The organism is secondary endosymbiont of Heteropsylla cubana, from assembly GCF_000287355.1.
GTDB lineage: Bacteria > Pseudomonadota > Gammaproteobacteria > Enterobacterales > Enterobacteriaceae.
Map to the genome: position 1 here is coordinate 792,757 of NC_018420.1, position 19,046 is coordinate 811,802.

Here is a 19,046-nt window from a genome sequence, read left to right on the forward strand (position 1 = left end):
AGATCTTTACTATTTTGTTTCTTGGGGTTATTGGTATTCTGCTTCGTAGTGTTTTTCGGGATTAAATAATCCTAGCACTACTTTAATATTGTTTTTTTATATGGATAGTTAGGAGTGACTGTATTTTCTGGTTTACCTTTCCTGATATTTCTAAAAACAAACGGAATATTCTTTATTTAAATATCTAAGTAATATAAAATAACTCTTAGAAGTATTGCACTTTTAAATGAATTTTCTGTTGTCAGGTTTGATATATGAGATAGTTTTTATATTATATAGAGGAAAAAAATAATTTTTTCTTTTCGTAAATATGTGTATATTATATAACTTCATAATAATTAGCAATAAATCTATATATTTAAAAAAACAAATCTTCCATTAAACACTTTAAGTAATTTTATCCTACAAAGCAAATAAACTAAAACAACAGGGATTCGTAAATTTTCATTTCATGGTTGATGTAGTTCTTCCGTATAAGGAAGCGCTTGAAATGTATTTAGAGATTTTCTGTCCAACGACAAGTTCTAAAAAAGAATCAAAAGAATTTTTTAATTAAAAAAAATCATAAAGGTGTTTTTATTTAGACTATATATTTCAGTGGAAATTATAGCGATTTATAACTATAAAAACTATTACAAAAAAAAATAAAAAATATAAAAAATTATTTTATTTTAAAAACATTGACTATATAGCTTATACCCTATATTTTATTCGTTAGATATATCTGACATATCTGTTTGTTCTGACATGTAATCTCGTAATAGATTTACGACCGTATCAAATAAAATTGTCTATATAGTTTTTTTAAAATTAGAATAATAACCATTTCTTATATTTTAAAAATATTTTTCAAGAGATTATTTTTCACTTGTTTTGATACCATTTTGAATATAACAAAAATTACAAGTAGAGATATTAATATTAATTAACCAAACAATATCATTAAAAATGTAAAAATAGACTTTAGATATTTAAAAATTTAACTAGAAAAAAAATAATTAATATTGTCAGTTATCATAAAATAACGTTTATTATTACCAACTAATTAAGTTTAGTATAAATTATATTATTATATAACATTTTTATATGTAGCTTATTTTCAACTTATTAAATAAAAATTAATTTAATTAATATATCAGTAATATTATTAGTAATATGTTTTCTATTTTCTAATTTTATGTGATAATCAGTCATCTGATATTAATAATTTAAATAATATGTCTGTGCGGATGTTCTGTGTTTGCAGATAATAGCTCGTTATTCAAGCAACATTTCCATCACTTTTTATTACTAAACAATACTGTTATCAAATAAAAAATTAATATTTTATTTTTTATTATTACATCTGATAACTAGTTTAAAATTATCATTACTTTAATACATAATATATAAAATATTATTTAATATATATAATATATTATTAAATTTTGATCATTTACTATGATCTATATTTCAACTAAAAAAGACAATGATTAATTATAATAATTTAATCTTAAAACCTTTAAGAAAAAGTCGATTTTTACATCTACTTGGTTACAGTCTCTCGACTGTATGGAGTAAGTCTTAGTGTTTTTGCTCTACTCTCTATTGGTTACCGGACCGGCTTATGGAAATCAGCGTGCTAGTATAGCACTACAATTTTCTTATGCTTTACTAGAACGGGGCCATAGTCTTGATACCGTTTTTTTTTATCAAGACGGGGTCTATAATGCAAATCGCTTCAGTGCACCAGCTAGCGATGAGGTAGATTTAGTTCGTGCTTGGAGTAAATTAGCAAAGCAACATCAAATAGAATTATATGTATGCGTAGCTGCTGCACTTCGTCGCGGGGTGAGTGATGCTCTTCAATCATCGTTACTTCAACGTGAAGGAGACAATCTTCAGTTAGGGTTTAAGTTGACCGGTTTAGGGCAATTAGGGCTGGCTGCTATTAGCTGCGATCGTTTTATCCAATTCTAAGACTTTTATGAATAAACTCGCATTTATTTTTAGCCATGGTCCTCATGGTAAAGCCGCTGGACGTGAAGGGCTCGATGCTCTTTTAGCGGCCTCTGCGCTAATAGATGATATCGGAGTTTTTTTTATTTCAGATGGTGTACTGCTGTTGCTTCCTCAGCAACAGCCAAAAGAAATTTTATCAAGAGATTTTATTGCGACTTTCGGTCTCCTTTCGGTATATGATTTAGATAAGCTATACCTGTGCGCCGAATCAGCAATGAAGCGCGGTCTTGATTTAGATACCAACTTGATATTAAATGCACAATGGTTATCATCTTTAGATTGGCGTTTCCGATTGAGTTCCTATAATACTATAATAACATTTTAATATCTGGAGTTTGTTTGTTATACACTCTCATTCACTCTCCTTACGCATGCGATTTTGAAGCGCTTCTGCGTATCGCTAGATTAGGTGATGACCTATTAATGGTTTCGGATGGTGTCATAGCTGCGCTTGTAGGCTCATCAGCTGTGTGTTTGCTAACAGCTTCTCCGCTAATGTTATATGCTTTAGAGAGTGATGTTGTTGCGCGAGGGCTTATTAAGCGTTGTGCATCTAATATCAAGATAATTAATTATAATGATTTTGTTTGTCTAACAGAGAAACAACCACAACAGATTATGTGGTGAGATAAAGCTTATTGTATATTTCTTGACACATCCATCGCTTAGCAATAAAATTTATTCCCTCTTACTTTGTTCCGCAAGATAATTAAGCGGTGTGTTACCTCTTTATTAAAGAAAGACTCTGGAGCTTCATTAAATGGCAACGATTAATCAGCTGGTACGAAAACCGCGCTCTATGAAAGTTGCGAAGAGCAACGTTCCAGCGCTAGATGCCTGTCCTCAAAAACGTGGAGTATGTACTCGCGTATACACCACCACCCCGAAAAAACCGAACTCTGCTCTACGTAAAGTATGCCGTGTTCGCTTAACTAATGGTTTTGAAGTGACCTCTTACATTGGAGGTGAAGGTCATAATTTGCAAGAGCACTCTGTAATCCTCATCCGTGGTGGTCGTGTAAAAGATTTACCTGGTGTTCGTTACCATACTATACGTGGTGCGCTAGATTGCTCTGGGGTTAAAGATCGCAAGCAGGGACGTTCGAAATATGGGGTAAAAAAACCAAAAGGTTAATAAGTATCCATAAGTAAGGTCAAACGTTTATTAACTTTTGAATGAATTCTTCGAGTTTCGAATAACCCTGAATTTAATGCGGAGTACTTATATGCCACGTCGTCATGTTATTGGTCAACGTAAAATTCTTGCAGATCCTAAATTTGGATCTGATCTTTTGGCTAAATTCATTAATATATTAATGGTTGATGGAAAAAAATCTATTGCAGAAACAATTGTCTATACTGCTTTAGAAACTTTATCCCAACGTTCTACTAAAAATCACCTTGAAGCGTTTGAAGCGGCTCTTGAGAATGTTCGTCCAACTGTTGAAGTTAAGTCTCGTCGAGTTGGAGGTTCTACTTATCAAGTGCCTGTAGAAGTTCGTCCAGTTCGTCGCAATGCCTTAGCGATGCGTTGGATCGTTGAAGCCGCTCGTAAACGTGTCGATAAATGTATGGCTTTGCGTTTAGCCAATGAACTTTACGATGCAATAGAAAACAAAGGTACAGCTGTAAAGAAACGGGAAGATGTTCATCGTATGGCAGACGCCAATAAAGCATTTGCGCATTACCGTTGGTGATTGTACTTGTTAAGAGCATTTTGAAAATAGAGAAGACTTTGTAACGATTTTGCTTAAGGTAACCCACGAAATGTATGCTCAAAAGGATTCGAGGATTTAAATGGCTCGTATAACACCTATTGCACACTACCGTAACATAGGTATAAGTGCACATATCGATGCTGGTAAAACCACCACAACTGAACGTATTCTTTTTTATACGGGGGTAAACCATAAGATCGGTGAAGTTCATAATGGCGCTGCTACAATGGATTGGATGGCCCAAGAACAAGAACGTGGTATTACTATTACTTCTGCTGCAACTACATGTTTTTGGTCGGGAATGGCTAAGCAGTTTGATTCGCACCGAATCAACATCATTGACACTCCAGGACACGTTGATTTTACGATTGAAGTAGAACGTTCAATGCGTATTCTCGATGGCGCTGTTATGCTTTATTGTGCAGTTGGTGGGGTGCAGCCGCAGTCTGAAACTGTTTGGCGTCAGGCAAATAAATATAAAGTGCCGCGTATTGCTTTCGTTAATAAAATGGATCGTATAGGCGCGAATTATTTTCGTGTAGTAGATCAATTAAAAACTCGGTTAGACGCTAATCCAGTTCCAATACAGTTACCTATTGGTGTAGAAGAAAAATTTGTTGGGGTAGTAGATTTAGTAAAAATGAAAGCGATAAATTGGAGTGAAGCGGACCAAGGTGTAAGTTTTTCTTATGAAGAAATCCCTATCGATTTAATCGATATAGCCAATAAATGGCATCAGCATCTATTAGAATCCGCAGCTGAATCGTCAGAAGAGTATATGGAAAAATACTTGAATGGTGAAAAGTTAACTGAACGGGAGATAAAATCTGCGCTCTGCAAACGTGTTCTTAATAACGAAATAATTCCAGTTACATGCGGTTCTGCATTTAAGAATAAAGGTGTACAAGCTATGCTAGATGCTGTAATTGAGTATTTACCAGCACCAACAGATGTTGCTTCTATTAATGGTGTACTGGAAGATGGTGAAACTTATTCGGAACGTTATTCTAGTGATGAAGAACCTTTTTCGGCACTAGCATTTAAAGTTGCTAGCGATCCTTTCGTCGGTAATTTAACATTCTTTCGTGTTTATTCCGGTGTTGTAAGTTCTGGAAAAACGGTATTAAATTCAGTTAAAGATAAGCGAGAGCGTTTCGGTCGTATTGTACAGATGCACGCGAATAAACGTGAAGAAATCAAGGAAGTCCGAGCCGGGGATATAGCTGCAGCTATCGGTTTAAAAGATGTCAGCACAGGCGATACTTTATGCGACATCTCTTCTCCTATTATCTTGGAACGTATGGAATTTCCAGAACCTGTTATATCTGTTGCGGTAGAACCAAAAACTAAAGCTGATCAAGAAAAAATGGGTTTAGCACTAAGTCGTTTAGCACAAGAAGATCCATCTTTCCGAGTTTGGAATGATGAAGAATCGGGTCAGACTATAATCGCTGGCATGGGTGAACTTCATTTAGAAATCCTTATTGACCGTATGCGTCGTGAATTTAATGTGGAAGCTAATGTTGGCAAGCCGCAGGTAGCTTATCGTGAAACTATTCGCTCTACTGTGGAGCAAGAAGGTAAATTTATTCGTCAGTCGGGTGGTCGTGGTCAGTTTGGTCACATTTGGCTACGCATAGAACCTATGGAGCCTGGTGGTAAAGGTTACGAATTTTTAAATGAAATTGTTGGTGGTGTTGTACCAAAAGAATATATTCCCGCTGTAGATAAAGGTATTAAGGAACAATTAAAAAGCGGTGTTTTGGCTTCTTATCCGATTGTAGACGTTCGTGTGGCTGCTTTTGATGGTTCTTATCATGAAGTTGATTCTTCGGAGATGGCATTTAAGATTGCTGGGTCTATAGCCTTTAAAGAAGGATTCATGAAAGCAAAACCAGTATTATTAGAACCTATCATGAAAGTTGAAGTCGAAACGCCTGAAGACTACATGGGTGATGTAATTGGTGATTTAAACCGTCGTCGAGGTGTGATTGATGGGATGGAAGACAGCATGAGCGCTAAAATCATTCGTGCACAGGTCCCCTTGTCTGAAATGTTTGGTTATGCAACGGATCTACGTTCACAGACTCAGGGCCGAGCTTCTTACTCCATGGAGTTTTTAAAGTACAATGAAGCACCGAATAACATTGCTCAAGCCATTATAGAAACCCGAAGAACTAAGTAATCTTTACAGGTTTAATACCCCGTGCGCTCACAGCTTTTGTGAGCGAATAAGAGTAAGGAATATATCCGTGTCTAAAGAAAAATTTCAACGTACGAAGCCCCATATTAACGTTGGTACCATTGGTCATGTTGATCATGGTAAAACGACTCTTACCGCTGCAATCACCACTGTTTTAGCCAATACCTATGGTGGTACCGCGCGTGCGTTCGATCAAATCGATAATGCACCAGAAGAAAAGGCTCGAGGAATTACTATTAATACTTCTCACGTCGAATACGATACAGCGATCCGTCATTATGCACATGTAGATTGTCCGGGGCATGCAGACTATATAAAAAATATGATCACTGGTGCGGCACAAATGGATGGTGCTATTTTAGTCGTAGCAGCCACCGATGGTCCTATGCCACAAACTCGAGAGCATATCCTTTTAGGTCGACAGGTTGGCGTGCCTTATATTGTCGTATTTATGAATAAATGTGATTTAGTTGATGATGAAGAATTGTTGGAGTTAGTAGAAATGGAGGTTCGTGAGCTGCTTTCACAGTATGATTTTCCAGGTGATGAAACTCCAGTGATCCGCGGTTCGGCAATTAAAGCGCTAGAAGGTGATGAAATTTGGACAGCTAAGATTATTGAGTTAGCTGAAGCATTAGATAGCTATATACCTGAACCTGAACGCATCATTGATAAACCCTTCCTTCTACCAATCGAGGATGTGTTTTCTATTTCGGGTAGAGGCACCGTAGTAACAGGTCGAGTAGAGCGAGGCCTTATCAAAGTGGGTGAGGAAGTAGAAATTATTGGAATTAAAGATACGACTAAAACTACCTGTACGGGTGTTGAAATGTTTCGTAAACTTTTAGACGAAGGTCGCGCGGGAGAGAACATAGGAGTATTATTGCGAGGCACTAAACGTGATGACGTAGAGCGTGGTCAAGTTTTAGCCAAACCGGGCTCCATTAAACCCCACACACGATTTGAATCAGAAGTTTATATATTAAATAAAGATGAAGGCGGGCGTCATACTCCATTTTTTAAAGGATATCGTCCGCAATTTTATTTTCGTACGACTGACGTAACAGGAACAATTGAATTGCCGGATGGTGTAGAAATGGTTATGCCAGGGGATAATATTAAAATGATTGTTAACCTAATAGCTCCGATTGCTATGGATGAAGGTCTACGTTTTGCTATTCGTGAAGGTGGTCGTACGGTTGGTGCGGGTATAGTTGCTAAAATTATTTCTTAAAAATATACCATTCTTTATTAATGTTTTGAACATTGTTTTAATAAAATAATCGGGTATCCCAAGATCTCCGGGAGCCCGGTTACCGTTATTATTTAATATAGAATTTAATTATTATTAAATGCGCTTTTCTGCTTTTTTATTTAAAATACTGAAAATATTTTTCAATTTTTTAACATATTAATGGAAAAAAAATGGTTTTATTTTTTTCTTTGCATAACCTTCGATCTCTTTTGTTAAGTTATTGAAATAACTTTTTATATATTCTGGCTTACTGTATTAAAAAAAATTTCATGCATTTAATGCAACTACAATATATTAAGTCAGGTGAACATTTTTAGTTCTTTACGTTTAAACGATTAAATGATATAAATTAGTTTAAATGATGTAATTTTTTAAAATTCTACGGCTACATTTTCAGTAACATTAGCTGACTTCATATTTTTTTAGCAACATTGGTATTAAAGGATTTTTTTGTTTTTTTTTAATATATTAATTCTCAACAAAATTAGATAAAATTTTCTTTTTAGAAAAATTTTTATGAAAAATAGTGAAGTATTTTTGATCGGTAAACTAAATGTAACTTAGAAATTAAAAATAAAAAAAACAGAAAGAATACTAGTCTTGAAAAAAAAACAAGAAAACATTTATACGAATAAACAATAATATAAACTGTTTTAATAATAAATTTACTTTAAAAAGTATTTATGGGTATTTATGTAGAGGATTAATTTATTAACTAAATCTAAGTGGTTTATCAAAACTAATAAATATGAAACAAATAATATATATTATACTTAATATAATTGAGGTTCATATTTGATGAAGAATTATAGCTATCGCCCTAATGTTGGTATTGTAATCTGTAATTTAGACGGGAAAGTATTGTGGGCTCGAAGATATGGACAGCATTCCTGGCAATTTCCTCAAGGTGGTATTAATGTGGGTGAAAGTGTAAAGCAAGCGATGTATCGTGAATTATTTGAAGAAGTTGGCCTCTCCCAACAAGATGTGCGTATTTTAACTATGACAAAAAATTGGTTTTGGTATAAGTTGCCAAAACGACTGGTGCGTTGGGACAGGAAACCGTTATGTATTGGGCAAAAGCAAAAATGGTTTTTACTCCAGCTGTTGTGTTCAGATGCGAATATTAATATACATCAAGCAAAAACACCTGAATTTGATACTTGGCGTTGGGTTAGTTTTTGGTATCCAGTGCGTCAAGTTGTTTTTTTTAAACAAGATGTTTATCGTCAAGTTATGAAAGAATTCTCTGCTCTTATAGTTTCATTACAAAAAGAAGAAATTCACTAATTTTTAATTAATATTTTTAAGCGCGTAAGTAAATAAAAAAAATAATCAGATTATATTGATACGATTAGATGAAATTGTTAAATATTTTTAAGTTAAATAGTTTAATAATATGTACTCTACATTTTTATATATAATAAAATTTATTAGAGGGTTCATATCCTATTTTTATTAATAATGCTTACCTAAGAATTAGGTATTAATATTATTCATTAATAATAAACCATAATTTATTACTAAGGAATGTATTATGATCAAAAGCTAGACATTTTCTATTTTGTCTTTACATTATCTTAATAGTATGTATTTAGGGAATATATTTTTTGATATATATCAATGATTGCTGTATATTTACAATGTTGTTTTTGTTAATTTTTTTCTAAAATTAATTATTTTTTACAATAAAACAAATTCTGATTTAATAAATTTTATCTTTTATTTTTTCATAAAATGGAAGTAAAAGATGGAAGTCTTCCCTATTAACTTATATTAAAACATACTTATATTACAATTTTAATTATCATAGAACGTTATGTGAACTTTAATGAAAATTGATATAAATAATTAATAAAAATGTACTTAATTTATTTTAATAAAATTCTTTAAAAAAAACAAAGCATAATTTTTATACAAATAAAATTTGTTCACATGAAGCATTGTTTTTATTAAAAATTCAAATGGAATAAAAAAATTTTAAAGAGTAGCGATATAATATACTTATAACGTTATTATAAAATATAAGTTATAGTTTAATTATTAAAATATTTTGCTAGTTAGTATCAATTTATGATGAGATATTAGATTTACATAATATCATTGATAACATCAATTATTTCTTTTTCAATTTTCTGACGATGTTTTTTTCCACGAAAACTTTCAGAATAGATTTTATATGCTTCTTCAGTACCTGAAGATCGAACGGCAACCCAACTATTTTCAGTTATTAATTTTAATCCATCGATAGATTTCCCATTACTTGGAGCCATAGTTAACCTCTTTGTAATTATATCACCTCCAAGATTAATAAAAGCATTGGTTAACGTAGAAAAAAGGTTAGGTAGAAGTATGTTTTTTTTTCCATTAGTAGGTATTTGGAGACGATTATAACTTGGAGATCCAAATTGCTGAATTAAATCTAAATAATGTTGGTGAGGATTTTTTTTTGTAATGGCAGTAATCTCCGCTGCTAGTAGACACATAATAATACCATCTTTATCAGTAGACCACGGTTGGCCATTAAAGCAAAGAAACGATGCACCTGCGCTTTCTTCACCTACAAACCCTAAATTTCCTTTATAGAGACCCTCCACAAACCATTTAAATCCTACAGGAACTTCCAGTAGGTGTCGTCCTAGACTATTTGCTACTCGATTAATCATAGAGCTAGATACAAGAGTTTTACCAATTCCAATATTATTTCCCCACTGAGGGCGATGCTGAAAAAGATATTTAATTGAAGTTGATAAGTAATGATTAGGATTCATTAAACCTTCTGGAGTTAAAATACCGTGACGGTCATAGTCAGGATCATTAGTAAATACTAAGTCAAATTTATTACATAACCCTAATAGACCACGCATTGCTGATTTTGATGAGTTGTCTATACGTATTATCCCGTCATAATCGAGATGCATGAACCGAAATGTTTGGTCTATTTCTTTATTTACTAACGTGAGATCTAATCGGTAATATTCAGCAATGCGTTCCCAATAATCAACACCAGATCCTCCTAAAGGGTCAACCCCAAGTTTTAGCTTACTATGTTGGATAGACGTCATATCCAATATGTTTTTTAACTGTTCAACATAGGGTTGAACCAAATCTCTAGCATAAATTTTTCCACTTTTCCATGCTTTTTCTAAAGTTATTCTTTTAATATTGCTAATATTCTCGCCTAAGAGTGAATTAGCACGTTTTTCAATAAGACGGGTAATATCTTTGTTAGCTGGTCCACCATTAGCAAGATTGTATTTAATACCGCCATCTTCAGGTGGATTGTGAGAAGGGGTAATAATAATCCCATCAGCCTGTTTGATTGCCATACGATTGTAAGCAAGAATTGCATTAGAAATTACTGGTGTAGGCGTATAACCGTTGTTTGTTTGTATAATAACTTCTATATCATTAGCAATGAGTACTTCTAATACTGAAATAAATGCTGGCTCGGAAAGCGCATGGGTATCTTTTCCAACATAGCATGGCCCCATAATTCCTATTTTTTTTCGTATATCAACTATAGCCTGACTGATTGCTAGAACATGATGTTCGTTAAAACTATATCGTTGAGCACTTCCACGGTGTCCAGAAGTACCAAACTTTACTACTTGTTTACTATGCTCAACATCTGGTTTAAATACATAATATTGTGATATTAATTGTGCTACATTGATTAAATCGCTTTGTTGAGCTCGTTGCCCGGCGCGAGGATGGTGAACCATTTTTTTCTCCATAAATGCTTTATTCCATTCTAGACTTTCCAGGTTATATTTTTTATAAAAGTTAGTCGTTTAGCTTATTCTATATTTGTAATATTTTTTTAAAAAAATCCATTCAATAAGAAATAAAAAATTTAATATAATAAACTAATTTACATTAAACAAGATATATTATAAATAATATGTATATAGCATATAATTTTATTTTTCTATTATTATTGTCAATTGGAGAAGATATTTAAACAGCATTATACTTTTCTTATTTTGTCATACATATACTATTGAATAGTATGTTAAAAAACTAAATAGGTAGTTGATTTTTATTTTCTATCTCATAGATTTTTAATGCGATTATTTAAAATATATAGAGCATTGCTCGAAGAGCAATAAATCATCTACTAATTCAAAATAAAAAAGTAATTTAAAGAAATATAAAATATATTTTTGTATTATATCTGGTATCTCTAACTATTTTAGCAAAGAAAGTGATTTTTTCGTTTAAAATAAAATAGAAAGAACCATAATAAGATGGTTTTAAAAGACCAAACATTGTAGCAATCATTATTAACTTATTTTTATGAACTGAATAGAACATGGTGGGATTAGGATCTTTAATAAGTTAGAATTAGTAAAATTAAATAGAGCAATCAAGAGTCTTAATATACTTATTATTATCATTATTATTTTTTAAAGAAATCTATGTAAAGATTAGGAAGATTATTAATTAGTAATTTGTAATAAATAAATTTATATGTTGTATATTAAAAATATAAATTAAATATTATTTTTTTTATAAAAATTATTTTATTTAGTAAATAATTTTATTATGAAATAAAAATATTGTTGATAATGATTAACACCATCTTAATTTTATAGTAATTTCTTCGATTAAAAATATTTTACATAACATTTAATAATAAAGTACGTTTAAGAGTGAATAGATTGTATTAAAAACTAAAAGGAAATTCATGTAAAATGACTTTATTGTTAGAAAGTTCGATAGCTGATCCTTGATTTTTCCAAGAACCTAGCACTACACGATACCGCTGTTTAAGAAGATTATGTATTGCAGGACGATGAGTATGTCCATGAATCATTAATGTTGTATGAGTTGTATCCATAATTGCTATAACTGTTTGCGGATTTACATCCATAATGTCAACGATATTATTAGTATTGGCGTAATGGCTATTTGCACGTATTTTATTAGCAATAAATAGCCTAAATTTTAGAGGCATAAACAAGAATAGTTTTTGAACCCAATGTTGATGTGTCCATCGCCGACAACGTTGATAATGTTTGTCGTCTGTGCATAAGATATCTCCATGCAAGACAATAATATTAAGTCCATCTAACTTTATTATTGACTGTGAGGGTAAAAGTATCATACCACAAAAATCAGCATAGCGCTTTCCAAGCAAAAAATCACGATTCCCGTGAATAAAATAGCATGGAATACCGCGTTGAGTAAGTTTTTTTAACGCAATAGCAATCTCATAATGTAAGGGATTTGGATCGTCATCTCCTATCCATAATTTAAATAAATCACCAAGAATATACAGGGATCGAGCGAAAATCGCTCGACATCGTAAAAAACGAAGAAAACCGGCAGTAATCGTTGGTTCATCTTCGCAAAGATGAATATCTGCGATAAAAAGAGTTGACATGCTGGAAAATTACTCCAAAATTCTAAATGAGTTATAAAATTTTTATAAGTTATAGTTTTGTTATAAAAAATAAAAATAGCAATTTTTTATATATAAGAATTGTATAAATATTTAATGTTTTTCTGTAAATTTAGTATTATTAATCCCGCTACTTACTTACAATGATTTTAATCCAACTAATAATTTTATATTATAATTATCTATATTTGTTTTATTCATTAATATTAATAATAATCTAACTTAAAATATATAAATACAAAAAGTGGTCTATAGAAGAATACTCTATAATTAAAGGTCTATTTAATGAAATTAGTCAATAAAATATTATATTATTGATAGATATCATAAAGAAATTTTACACACAAATGTTGGTTGCTATCTTAGATAGATATAAGTATAACCACCCCTAACAATAAAATAGGTTTTTTCTTTATCTCGAAAGTTGAAGTTGTTAACTAAGTTTACTTGCAAAGGTATAGGTGTTATAAACAGATATTCTTTTAACTTAAAAACCATTAATTAAAAAAAATAATATCGATATATTTACTTAAGATAATAGTTTTATTGTCATAACAGGTCTAAAAATTAGACTTATCACAAGTAGATCTTATCATTCCATTCTCACTATACAAGATCGTTTTTTCGAGTCCATGTCCCTCATAACTTATCTTAAAATATTATTCGATCTAATAAATTAGGAGGATTTTTAAAACAAAGCTAAGAAATCTTGCTCCAATGGCGTTGCTGTGTATTTTATCTATGATTATTAACATTCATAACAAATTTCATAAAAACAAACTTAATGAAATAAAGTACTATAAAGACTAGGTTTTATTCTTACTGCTTAATTTCTTTTGAAACAGAAGATCGGAAATCTGCTTATATATTAAAAAAAACCAATAAACGAACCTTATAAAAGGAATCGTATCTAGTATATGAATACTATCTGTGAAATATTTTTTTTAAAAGAATTATTTGTAAATAACAAATCTCTTAATTTATTATTATATAATAAGCTTTAAGTTGCAATATAGATTGCACTGCATATCAATTTATAACGACCTAAAACTTTAAATAGTAAAAAGTTGAGTGTAACGCTAATCTATTGAGATATTAAATAATTTTAAACAAATAAATTATAAAAGCAGAGAATGGAAATATAAAAATATTTTTCGATTGTCACTATAATTCATCAACAATTTTTGTAGCTAGGCCAATATAATTAGCTGGTGTTAATGTTTTTAGTCGGACTTTTTCTTGTTCTGGCAACTGTAGGTTGTCAATAAATACTTGAATATCCTGAATATTAATTCGCTTTCCGCGAGTAAGTTTTTTTAGCTTTTCATATGAGTTTTTTATTCCATAACGACGCATAACCATTTGTATTGGTTCTGCTAAAATTTGCCAATTTTTCTCTAACTCTGCCAATAAATGCGCTTCATTTACATCAAGTTGACTAATTCCTTTGAGTGTTGACTGATATGCGATAAGTGAATGTCCTATTCCAACACCTAAATTACGCATGACAGTTGAATCGCTTAAATCGCGTTGCCATCGAGAAATAGGTAGTTTTTTGCTAAAGTGATTCATAATGGCATTTGAAAAACCAAGATTTCCTTCTGCATGTTCAAAATCAATAGGGTTTACTTTATGAGGCATTGTTGATGATCCAACCTCTCCGGCAATGGTGTTTTGTTTAAGATAATTAAGAGCAAGGTATCCCCAAATATCACGGTTAAAATCGATAAGAATCGTGTTAAATCGCATAATACAGTCAAATATTTCAGCGATGTAATCATGTGGTTCGATTTGAGTAGTATGTGAATTCCAACTAAGACCAAGCCCTGTTACGAATTTTTCGCTAAATCGATACCAATCTATTTCAGGATATGCAACTATATGGGCATTATAATTACCGACAGCACCGTTTATTTTGCCTAGTATTTCTATTTGTTCTAATTGTTGATATTGTCTTCTCATACGATATGCAATGTTAGCCATTTCTTTTCCTAGAGTTGAAGGAGTTGCTGGCTGTCCATGGGTGTGCGATAACATCGGAGTAGAGCGATAGCGTTTAGCTAGTACTGTTATTGCATTAATAAGTTCTTTCCAAGCTGTTAGGATAACAAAGCTTCTTGCATTAGTTAGCATCATTGCATAGGAAAGATTATTAATATCTTCAGCAGTGCAAGCAAAATGGATAAATTCGCTAATTGGTATTAATGAAGGCTGGTTAGCAAATTTTTCCTTTAAGAAGTATTCTACTGCTTTTATGTCGTGATTGGTTATATTTTCAATGGTTTTTATTCTTTCCGCATCTTCTATATTAAAATTCATTACAATAGAATTAAGGTAATCTTCTTCTAAGTGATTAAAGGGTCGTATTTCTTTAATAGCATTATCAGTAGCTAGCATTTTTAGCCAATTGATTTCTATTTGTACCCGAAATTTTAAAAAACCAAATTCACTAAAAATAGTGCGAAGTGTATCTACATTTTTACCGTAACGTCCATCAAGTGGTGAAATGGCAGTTACAAAAGATAATTCCATATAATTTATATCCTAATGTTAATTGTGTAAAAATTTTAATCTTTAATTTTAAAAAAATAATCTTTATTTGTCTAAATATAAGTTACAATCCATGGTTAGTAATTTTCTGGTGAGACTATAATGCGCTGATCGGATTCTTGAGGGTAGAAATGTAATATTTTATTTTGAATTTTTTTCTTTTCTTACGACTTTATGTTTACGATATAAAGGTGGTGCAGTGGATCTTAACCATAACACGTAAAGCTTTTTAGCAGATCATTAAAATGGTTGCATTAAAATTTCATCCGATTAATACGATTGCGTTTTAAAGTTATTTTTTATCTCTATTAATGGTATAATTTTTAGCGCTACTACGTTAGTGTGCTTAATAAGTCTTTTAATTTAAGGTGAATCTTAGTATAAATTATAATGTTTAATATTAATACTTAATGTTAGTTAGATAATCGAAATAAATCTAGATATCACTAAAACTAACAATGAATTTAGAAGCAGCAAACTCTAGGGCGAAATATACAATAAAAACTTAACATATTCATATTAATATAAACTTTATTAGTTTAATTGAATAGTTTTACATTTTAAGAAAAACAATGCTATTATTAGAAATATTTTTTATAATTGAAGTATTTTTTATTTTTGTTTGACTTTTTTTAAAGAAAAAATATGAAATATTTATATCTAAAAAATTAATAATAAGCATTATATACATGATTTTGTTTTCTTAAAAATATTGCTAAGTTCGCATGGGAGCTAAATTTTTGATACTTAAGCTTATTATAACTAATTTGGTATTGTATTGTTCAATCATCTTTAGGTGTGTAGTATTATTTTGATAAATATAAAGTTTTTCTAATATTCTTTTTTTTTAAATGGACATAAGAAATTTTGTTAGTTAGCTAATCTATTAAAGATAGTTTTATAAATGCCTTGAAAGTGTTTCGTTTAAATTTTTTAAACATTATTAGATTAGATAATCCATGAAATTAATAATATAACTAAAGAAAAGTTAATACATATAATTTTTTTATAAATAAGTTTATTTTTTTTAATTTTTAGGAATTATTTTATTGTATTTCCTTATTTTTCATAAATCTAAGTAATTGATTACCTATCAATTAGAGTATTGATTCCACATTAAGATAAGTTATTTTGATCTCGATTTGCGTTCTTGTAGATTGCTTAATCAGTCAGTAAATTTACTGTTAAAATATGGCAAAAGTTTTACCAGATTAAAATGGTAGCGAGCTGTGTCAGGATTGTGCTGAAATTATCAAAATTATATTTAGATGTAGTGTTTACTCTATATTGAGATAGTTATTTGTGAAGCTAGATTGCTAAAATTTAATTGCTTAATAATTTTTATTATAAATATTACAATTTAAATATATTAAAATTTAATATTTTGTTTTATATGTTAAAAGTGGTTAGTGTTATAAAAGGATGATTGCTTAAAATTTTTAAATGATATTTTTAAATATACGTTTATTTTTTTTAAATTATTAGGGAATATAATTGTTAAAGCGATTTGCATATAGATATTTTTAAGAAATTAATGGATGTCGTTTTTTTATTACACCTCCACCCAAACAGCGTTCTTTTAAATAAAACACTACTGATTGACCTGGTGTAACGGCAGCAACGGGTTGGTCGAATTGTACATGTAAATATTTATCTGTTCGTGGTGTTACTAAACATCTGATATCAGGTTGTCGATAACGAGTTTTTACCGTGCATTGTAGCGTTGCAGTAAGATTTTTTTCTTCAACCCAATGTATATGAGTGGCCGTAAGACCTATAGACATTAGTTTGGGGTGTTGTTGATCTTGAGTAACAATTAACAGGTTATTGTGCATATCTTTATCTGCTACATACCAAGCTTTCTCGCTACCAAAACGGGTCCCCCCAATACCCAATCCTTTACGTTGTCCGATCGTATAGTACATTAATCCTTGATGGTATCCCAATTCTTGACCATTAATCGACACAATTAACCCTGGATTTTTCGGTAAGTAGCGCCCAAGAAAATCGCGAAATTTCTTCTTTCCAATAAAACAAATACCGGTAGAATCTTTTTTTGTGGCGATTGAAAGACCCAGATCGCTTGCAATACGACGTACTGTACTTTTAAGTAATGTTCCTATTGGAAACAAACATCGCGAAAGTTGTGTATGGTTAAGTGTATATAGAAAATAACTTTGATCTTTATTGTTATCAATACCTCTCAATAAGCAATTTTTTCCATTTATGGTAGTCTGACGAACATAATGTCCAGTAGCAATATAATCTGCGCCAAGCTCTTTTTCAGAAAACTCTAAAAATGATTTAAATTTAATCTCCTTATTGCAAAGAATATCTGGATTAGGGGTTCGTCCTGCTTTATATTCAGAAAGAAAGTGAATAAAAACGTTATTCCAGTATTCAGCAGAAAAATTAACAGTATGCAATGAGATACCTAAAGTATTGCATACCGATCGGGTGTCTTCTAAATCGTTTTTTGAATTACAATATTCATCGCAGTCGTCTTCTTCCCAGTTTTTCATAAATAGTCCTTTTACTAAATATCCTTGTTGTTTTAATAACCAAGCCGACACAGAGGAGTCTACACCACCTGACATGGCAACGATTATTTTTTTAGCATTATATGACATGGAACTCTCACGGTGCGAATAACAATTGAATTTGATGTAGCATAAGAACAAAATAAATGAAACATTTTATCATGTTTTTATCCTAGAGACCATCTTGGTAAACTCGTTTGTTAATTTTGTTATATAATAAACTTGTTGATGATTTGTTTTACGTTAAGATTATTGTACAGCTTTGATCTTGTTCAGTATTGTAATTAAATAGTTTGATGTGACTTTATCACTCCTATATGTTTAATCAATGTAAGAATACATGTTGTCTGGATTTATACATACTGCGATAAATTTTGAGTAAAAGATACTGATTTTATTTGTGAAGCGATTTTGATCGTATGCTTTGGTTGAGCAAAAAGTAGTAGGACCTTATAATTCACCGTATTTTTAAAAATATATTAGCGCATATAACTAGATTTTTTTACCTTTGACTTATCTGAAAATATTCATCATGATCTTCTTCATGTTATTGATTTTTTTTGTATTTCTTCTTTATTTTTTTTGAATATGTTTAGTATCTTTTGTTGTGGCTATTTGTTAGGAAGAACTAACTGTTCATAAATATTGTAGAGTTAACTTATATTATTTATTTTTTTTAGTTTTTTATTGGTAAGCCTAATTTATGTTTTATGTTTTTTTGAAAAAAAATCTAAGATTTTATATATAGAATTAACGAAACTTTCTAAAGAAAATAAAAACACTTAATATGCATTCTATGGATAAAAAGAGTGATTTTCATCGAGGTTTTTTTGACAAGATAAAATACGATTTATATTCATGAGGTTTTTTCTACTGAAAATATAACGCTCTTGCTTTAGTTAAACTATTGTGAACAAAATTTCAATTTTTTAAGAATTATTCATAGGTAAACTCATTCTACTATTTTATATAGTTTTGAAATACAAGATTTCAATCGAGTGATAAAAAGCATTAACGGTTATCTTAAATCAGTTAAATGTTTATTTACATGATAAACTTTATTTATAAAATAAGGATAATTTAGAAAAGTTAGAGAGAATAAGCGTTGATTAGAATAATCTTATTTTACTACTTTAAAAGTTTGATAGATATATTTCACCTAAGTAATTCTTTAGAATAAAAAAAATAAAAGCAATATTAGTATAAAACTTAAAATAAGAAAACAATGCTCAAAAGTAAATTACAAAATATATAAATCACATAAAATATATATTACTCAATATTTCTTACAAAGAGATATAAATTTCTTGATGAAACGATGTTAGATTTGAATAATGATTTTTTCTAAATTTATTAATTGCTTAAAAACGGT

Annotated in this window: 12 protein-coding genes; 8 read left to right on the forward strand and 4 right to left on the reverse strand. The window is 30.4% G+C overall.

Annotated elements, in window-relative coordinates; genetic code table 11:
* Nucleotides 1–1,572: 1,572 nt before the first annotated feature.
* The 8 genes from tusD (at nucleotide 1,573) to rppH (ending at nucleotide 8,467) form a co-directional block, all read left to right on the forward strand.
* Nucleotides 1,573–1,959 carry a sulfurtransferase complex subunit TusD gene (gene tusD / locus A35E_RS02080; protein WP_044105208.1) on the forward strand — a complete coding sequence of 129 codons (387 nt, stop codon included), beginning with the start codon at nucleotides 1,573–1,575 and terminating at the stop codon, nucleotides 1,957–1,959.
* 7 nt (nucleotides 1,960–1,966) lie between these two features.
* Complete coding sequence (tusC, locus tag A35E_RS02085) at nucleotides 1,967–2,326, forward strand: sulfurtransferase complex subunit TusC (protein ID WP_014889034.1); 360 nt, start codon at nucleotides 1,967–1,969, stop codon at nucleotides 2,324–2,326.
* A gap of 14 nt (nucleotides 2,327–2,340) precedes the next feature.
* Nucleotides 2,341–2,628 carry a sulfurtransferase complex subunit TusB gene (tusB, locus tag A35E_RS02090; protein WP_014889035.1) on the forward strand — a complete coding sequence of 96 codons (288 nt, stop codon included), beginning with the start codon at nucleotides 2,341–2,343 and terminating at the stop codon, nucleotides 2,626–2,628.
* Nucleotides 2,629–2,761: 133 nt separating this feature from the next.
* Nucleotides 2,762–3,136, forward strand: a complete 375-nt coding sequence (gene rpsL, locus A35E_RS02095) for a 30S ribosomal protein S12 (protein WP_014889036.1) — start codon at nucleotides 2,762–2,764, stop codon at nucleotides 3,134–3,136.
* 91 nt (nucleotides 3,137–3,227) lie between these two features.
* Entirely contained in the window at nucleotides 3,228–3,698 is a 471-nt protein-coding gene (gene rpsG / locus A35E_RS02100) for a 30S ribosomal protein S7 (RefSeq protein WP_014889037.1), read from the forward strand.
* Nucleotides 3,699–3,798: 100 nt separating this feature from the next.
* A complete protein-coding gene (gene fusA / locus A35E_RS02105; RefSeq protein WP_014889038.1) occupies nucleotides 3,799–5,904 on the forward strand; it encodes an elongation factor G in 2,106 nt (701 codons plus the stop codon).
* A gap of 67 nt (nucleotides 5,905–5,971) precedes the next feature.
* Nucleotides 5,972–7,156: an elongation factor Tu gene (tuf, locus tag A35E_RS02110; RefSeq protein WP_014889039.1), complete on the forward strand. Its 1,185-nt coding sequence runs from the start codon at nucleotides 5,972–5,974 to the stop codon at nucleotides 7,154–7,156.
* An 819-nt stretch (nucleotides 7,157–7,975) separates the two neighbouring features.
* Complete coding sequence (gene rppH, locus A35E_RS02115; RefSeq protein ID WP_014889040.1) at nucleotides 7,976–8,467, forward strand: RNA pyrophosphohydrolase; 492 nt, start codon at nucleotides 7,976–7,978, stop codon at nucleotides 8,465–8,467.
* Nucleotides 8,468–9,267: 800 nt separating this feature from the next.
* Here the strand turns inward: rppH and pgm are convergent.
* From pgm to mnmA, 4 genes are all read right to left on the reverse strand, one after another.
* A complete protein-coding gene (gene pgm / locus A35E_RS02120; protein ID WP_014889041.1) occupies nucleotides 9,268–10,902 on the reverse strand; it encodes a phosphoglucomutase (alpha-D-glucose-1,6-bisphosphate-dependent) in 1,635 nt (544 codons plus the stop codon).
* A 944-nt stretch (nucleotides 10,903–11,846) separates the two neighbouring features.
* Nucleotides 11,847–12,566, reverse strand: a complete 720-nt coding sequence (locus tag A35E_RS02125; protein ID WP_014889042.1) for a UDP-2,3-diacylglucosamine diphosphatase — start codon at nucleotides 12,564–12,566, stop codon at nucleotides 11,847–11,849.
* Between the two features lie 1,182 nt (nucleotides 12,567–13,748).
* Nucleotides 13,749–15,116, reverse strand: coding sequence for an adenylosuccinate lyase (purB, locus tag A35E_RS02130; RefSeq protein ID WP_014889043.1), 1,368 nt, complete (start codon nucleotides 15,114–15,116; stop codon nucleotides 13,749–13,751).
* Between the two features lie 1,541 nt (nucleotides 15,117–16,657).
* A complete protein-coding gene (gene mnmA, locus A35E_RS02135) occupies nucleotides 16,658–17,764 on the reverse strand; it encodes a tRNA 2-thiouridine(34) synthase MnmA (RefSeq protein ID WP_014889044.1) in 1,107 nt (368 codons plus the stop codon).
* Nucleotides 17,765–19,046: the final 1,282 nt, after the last annotated feature.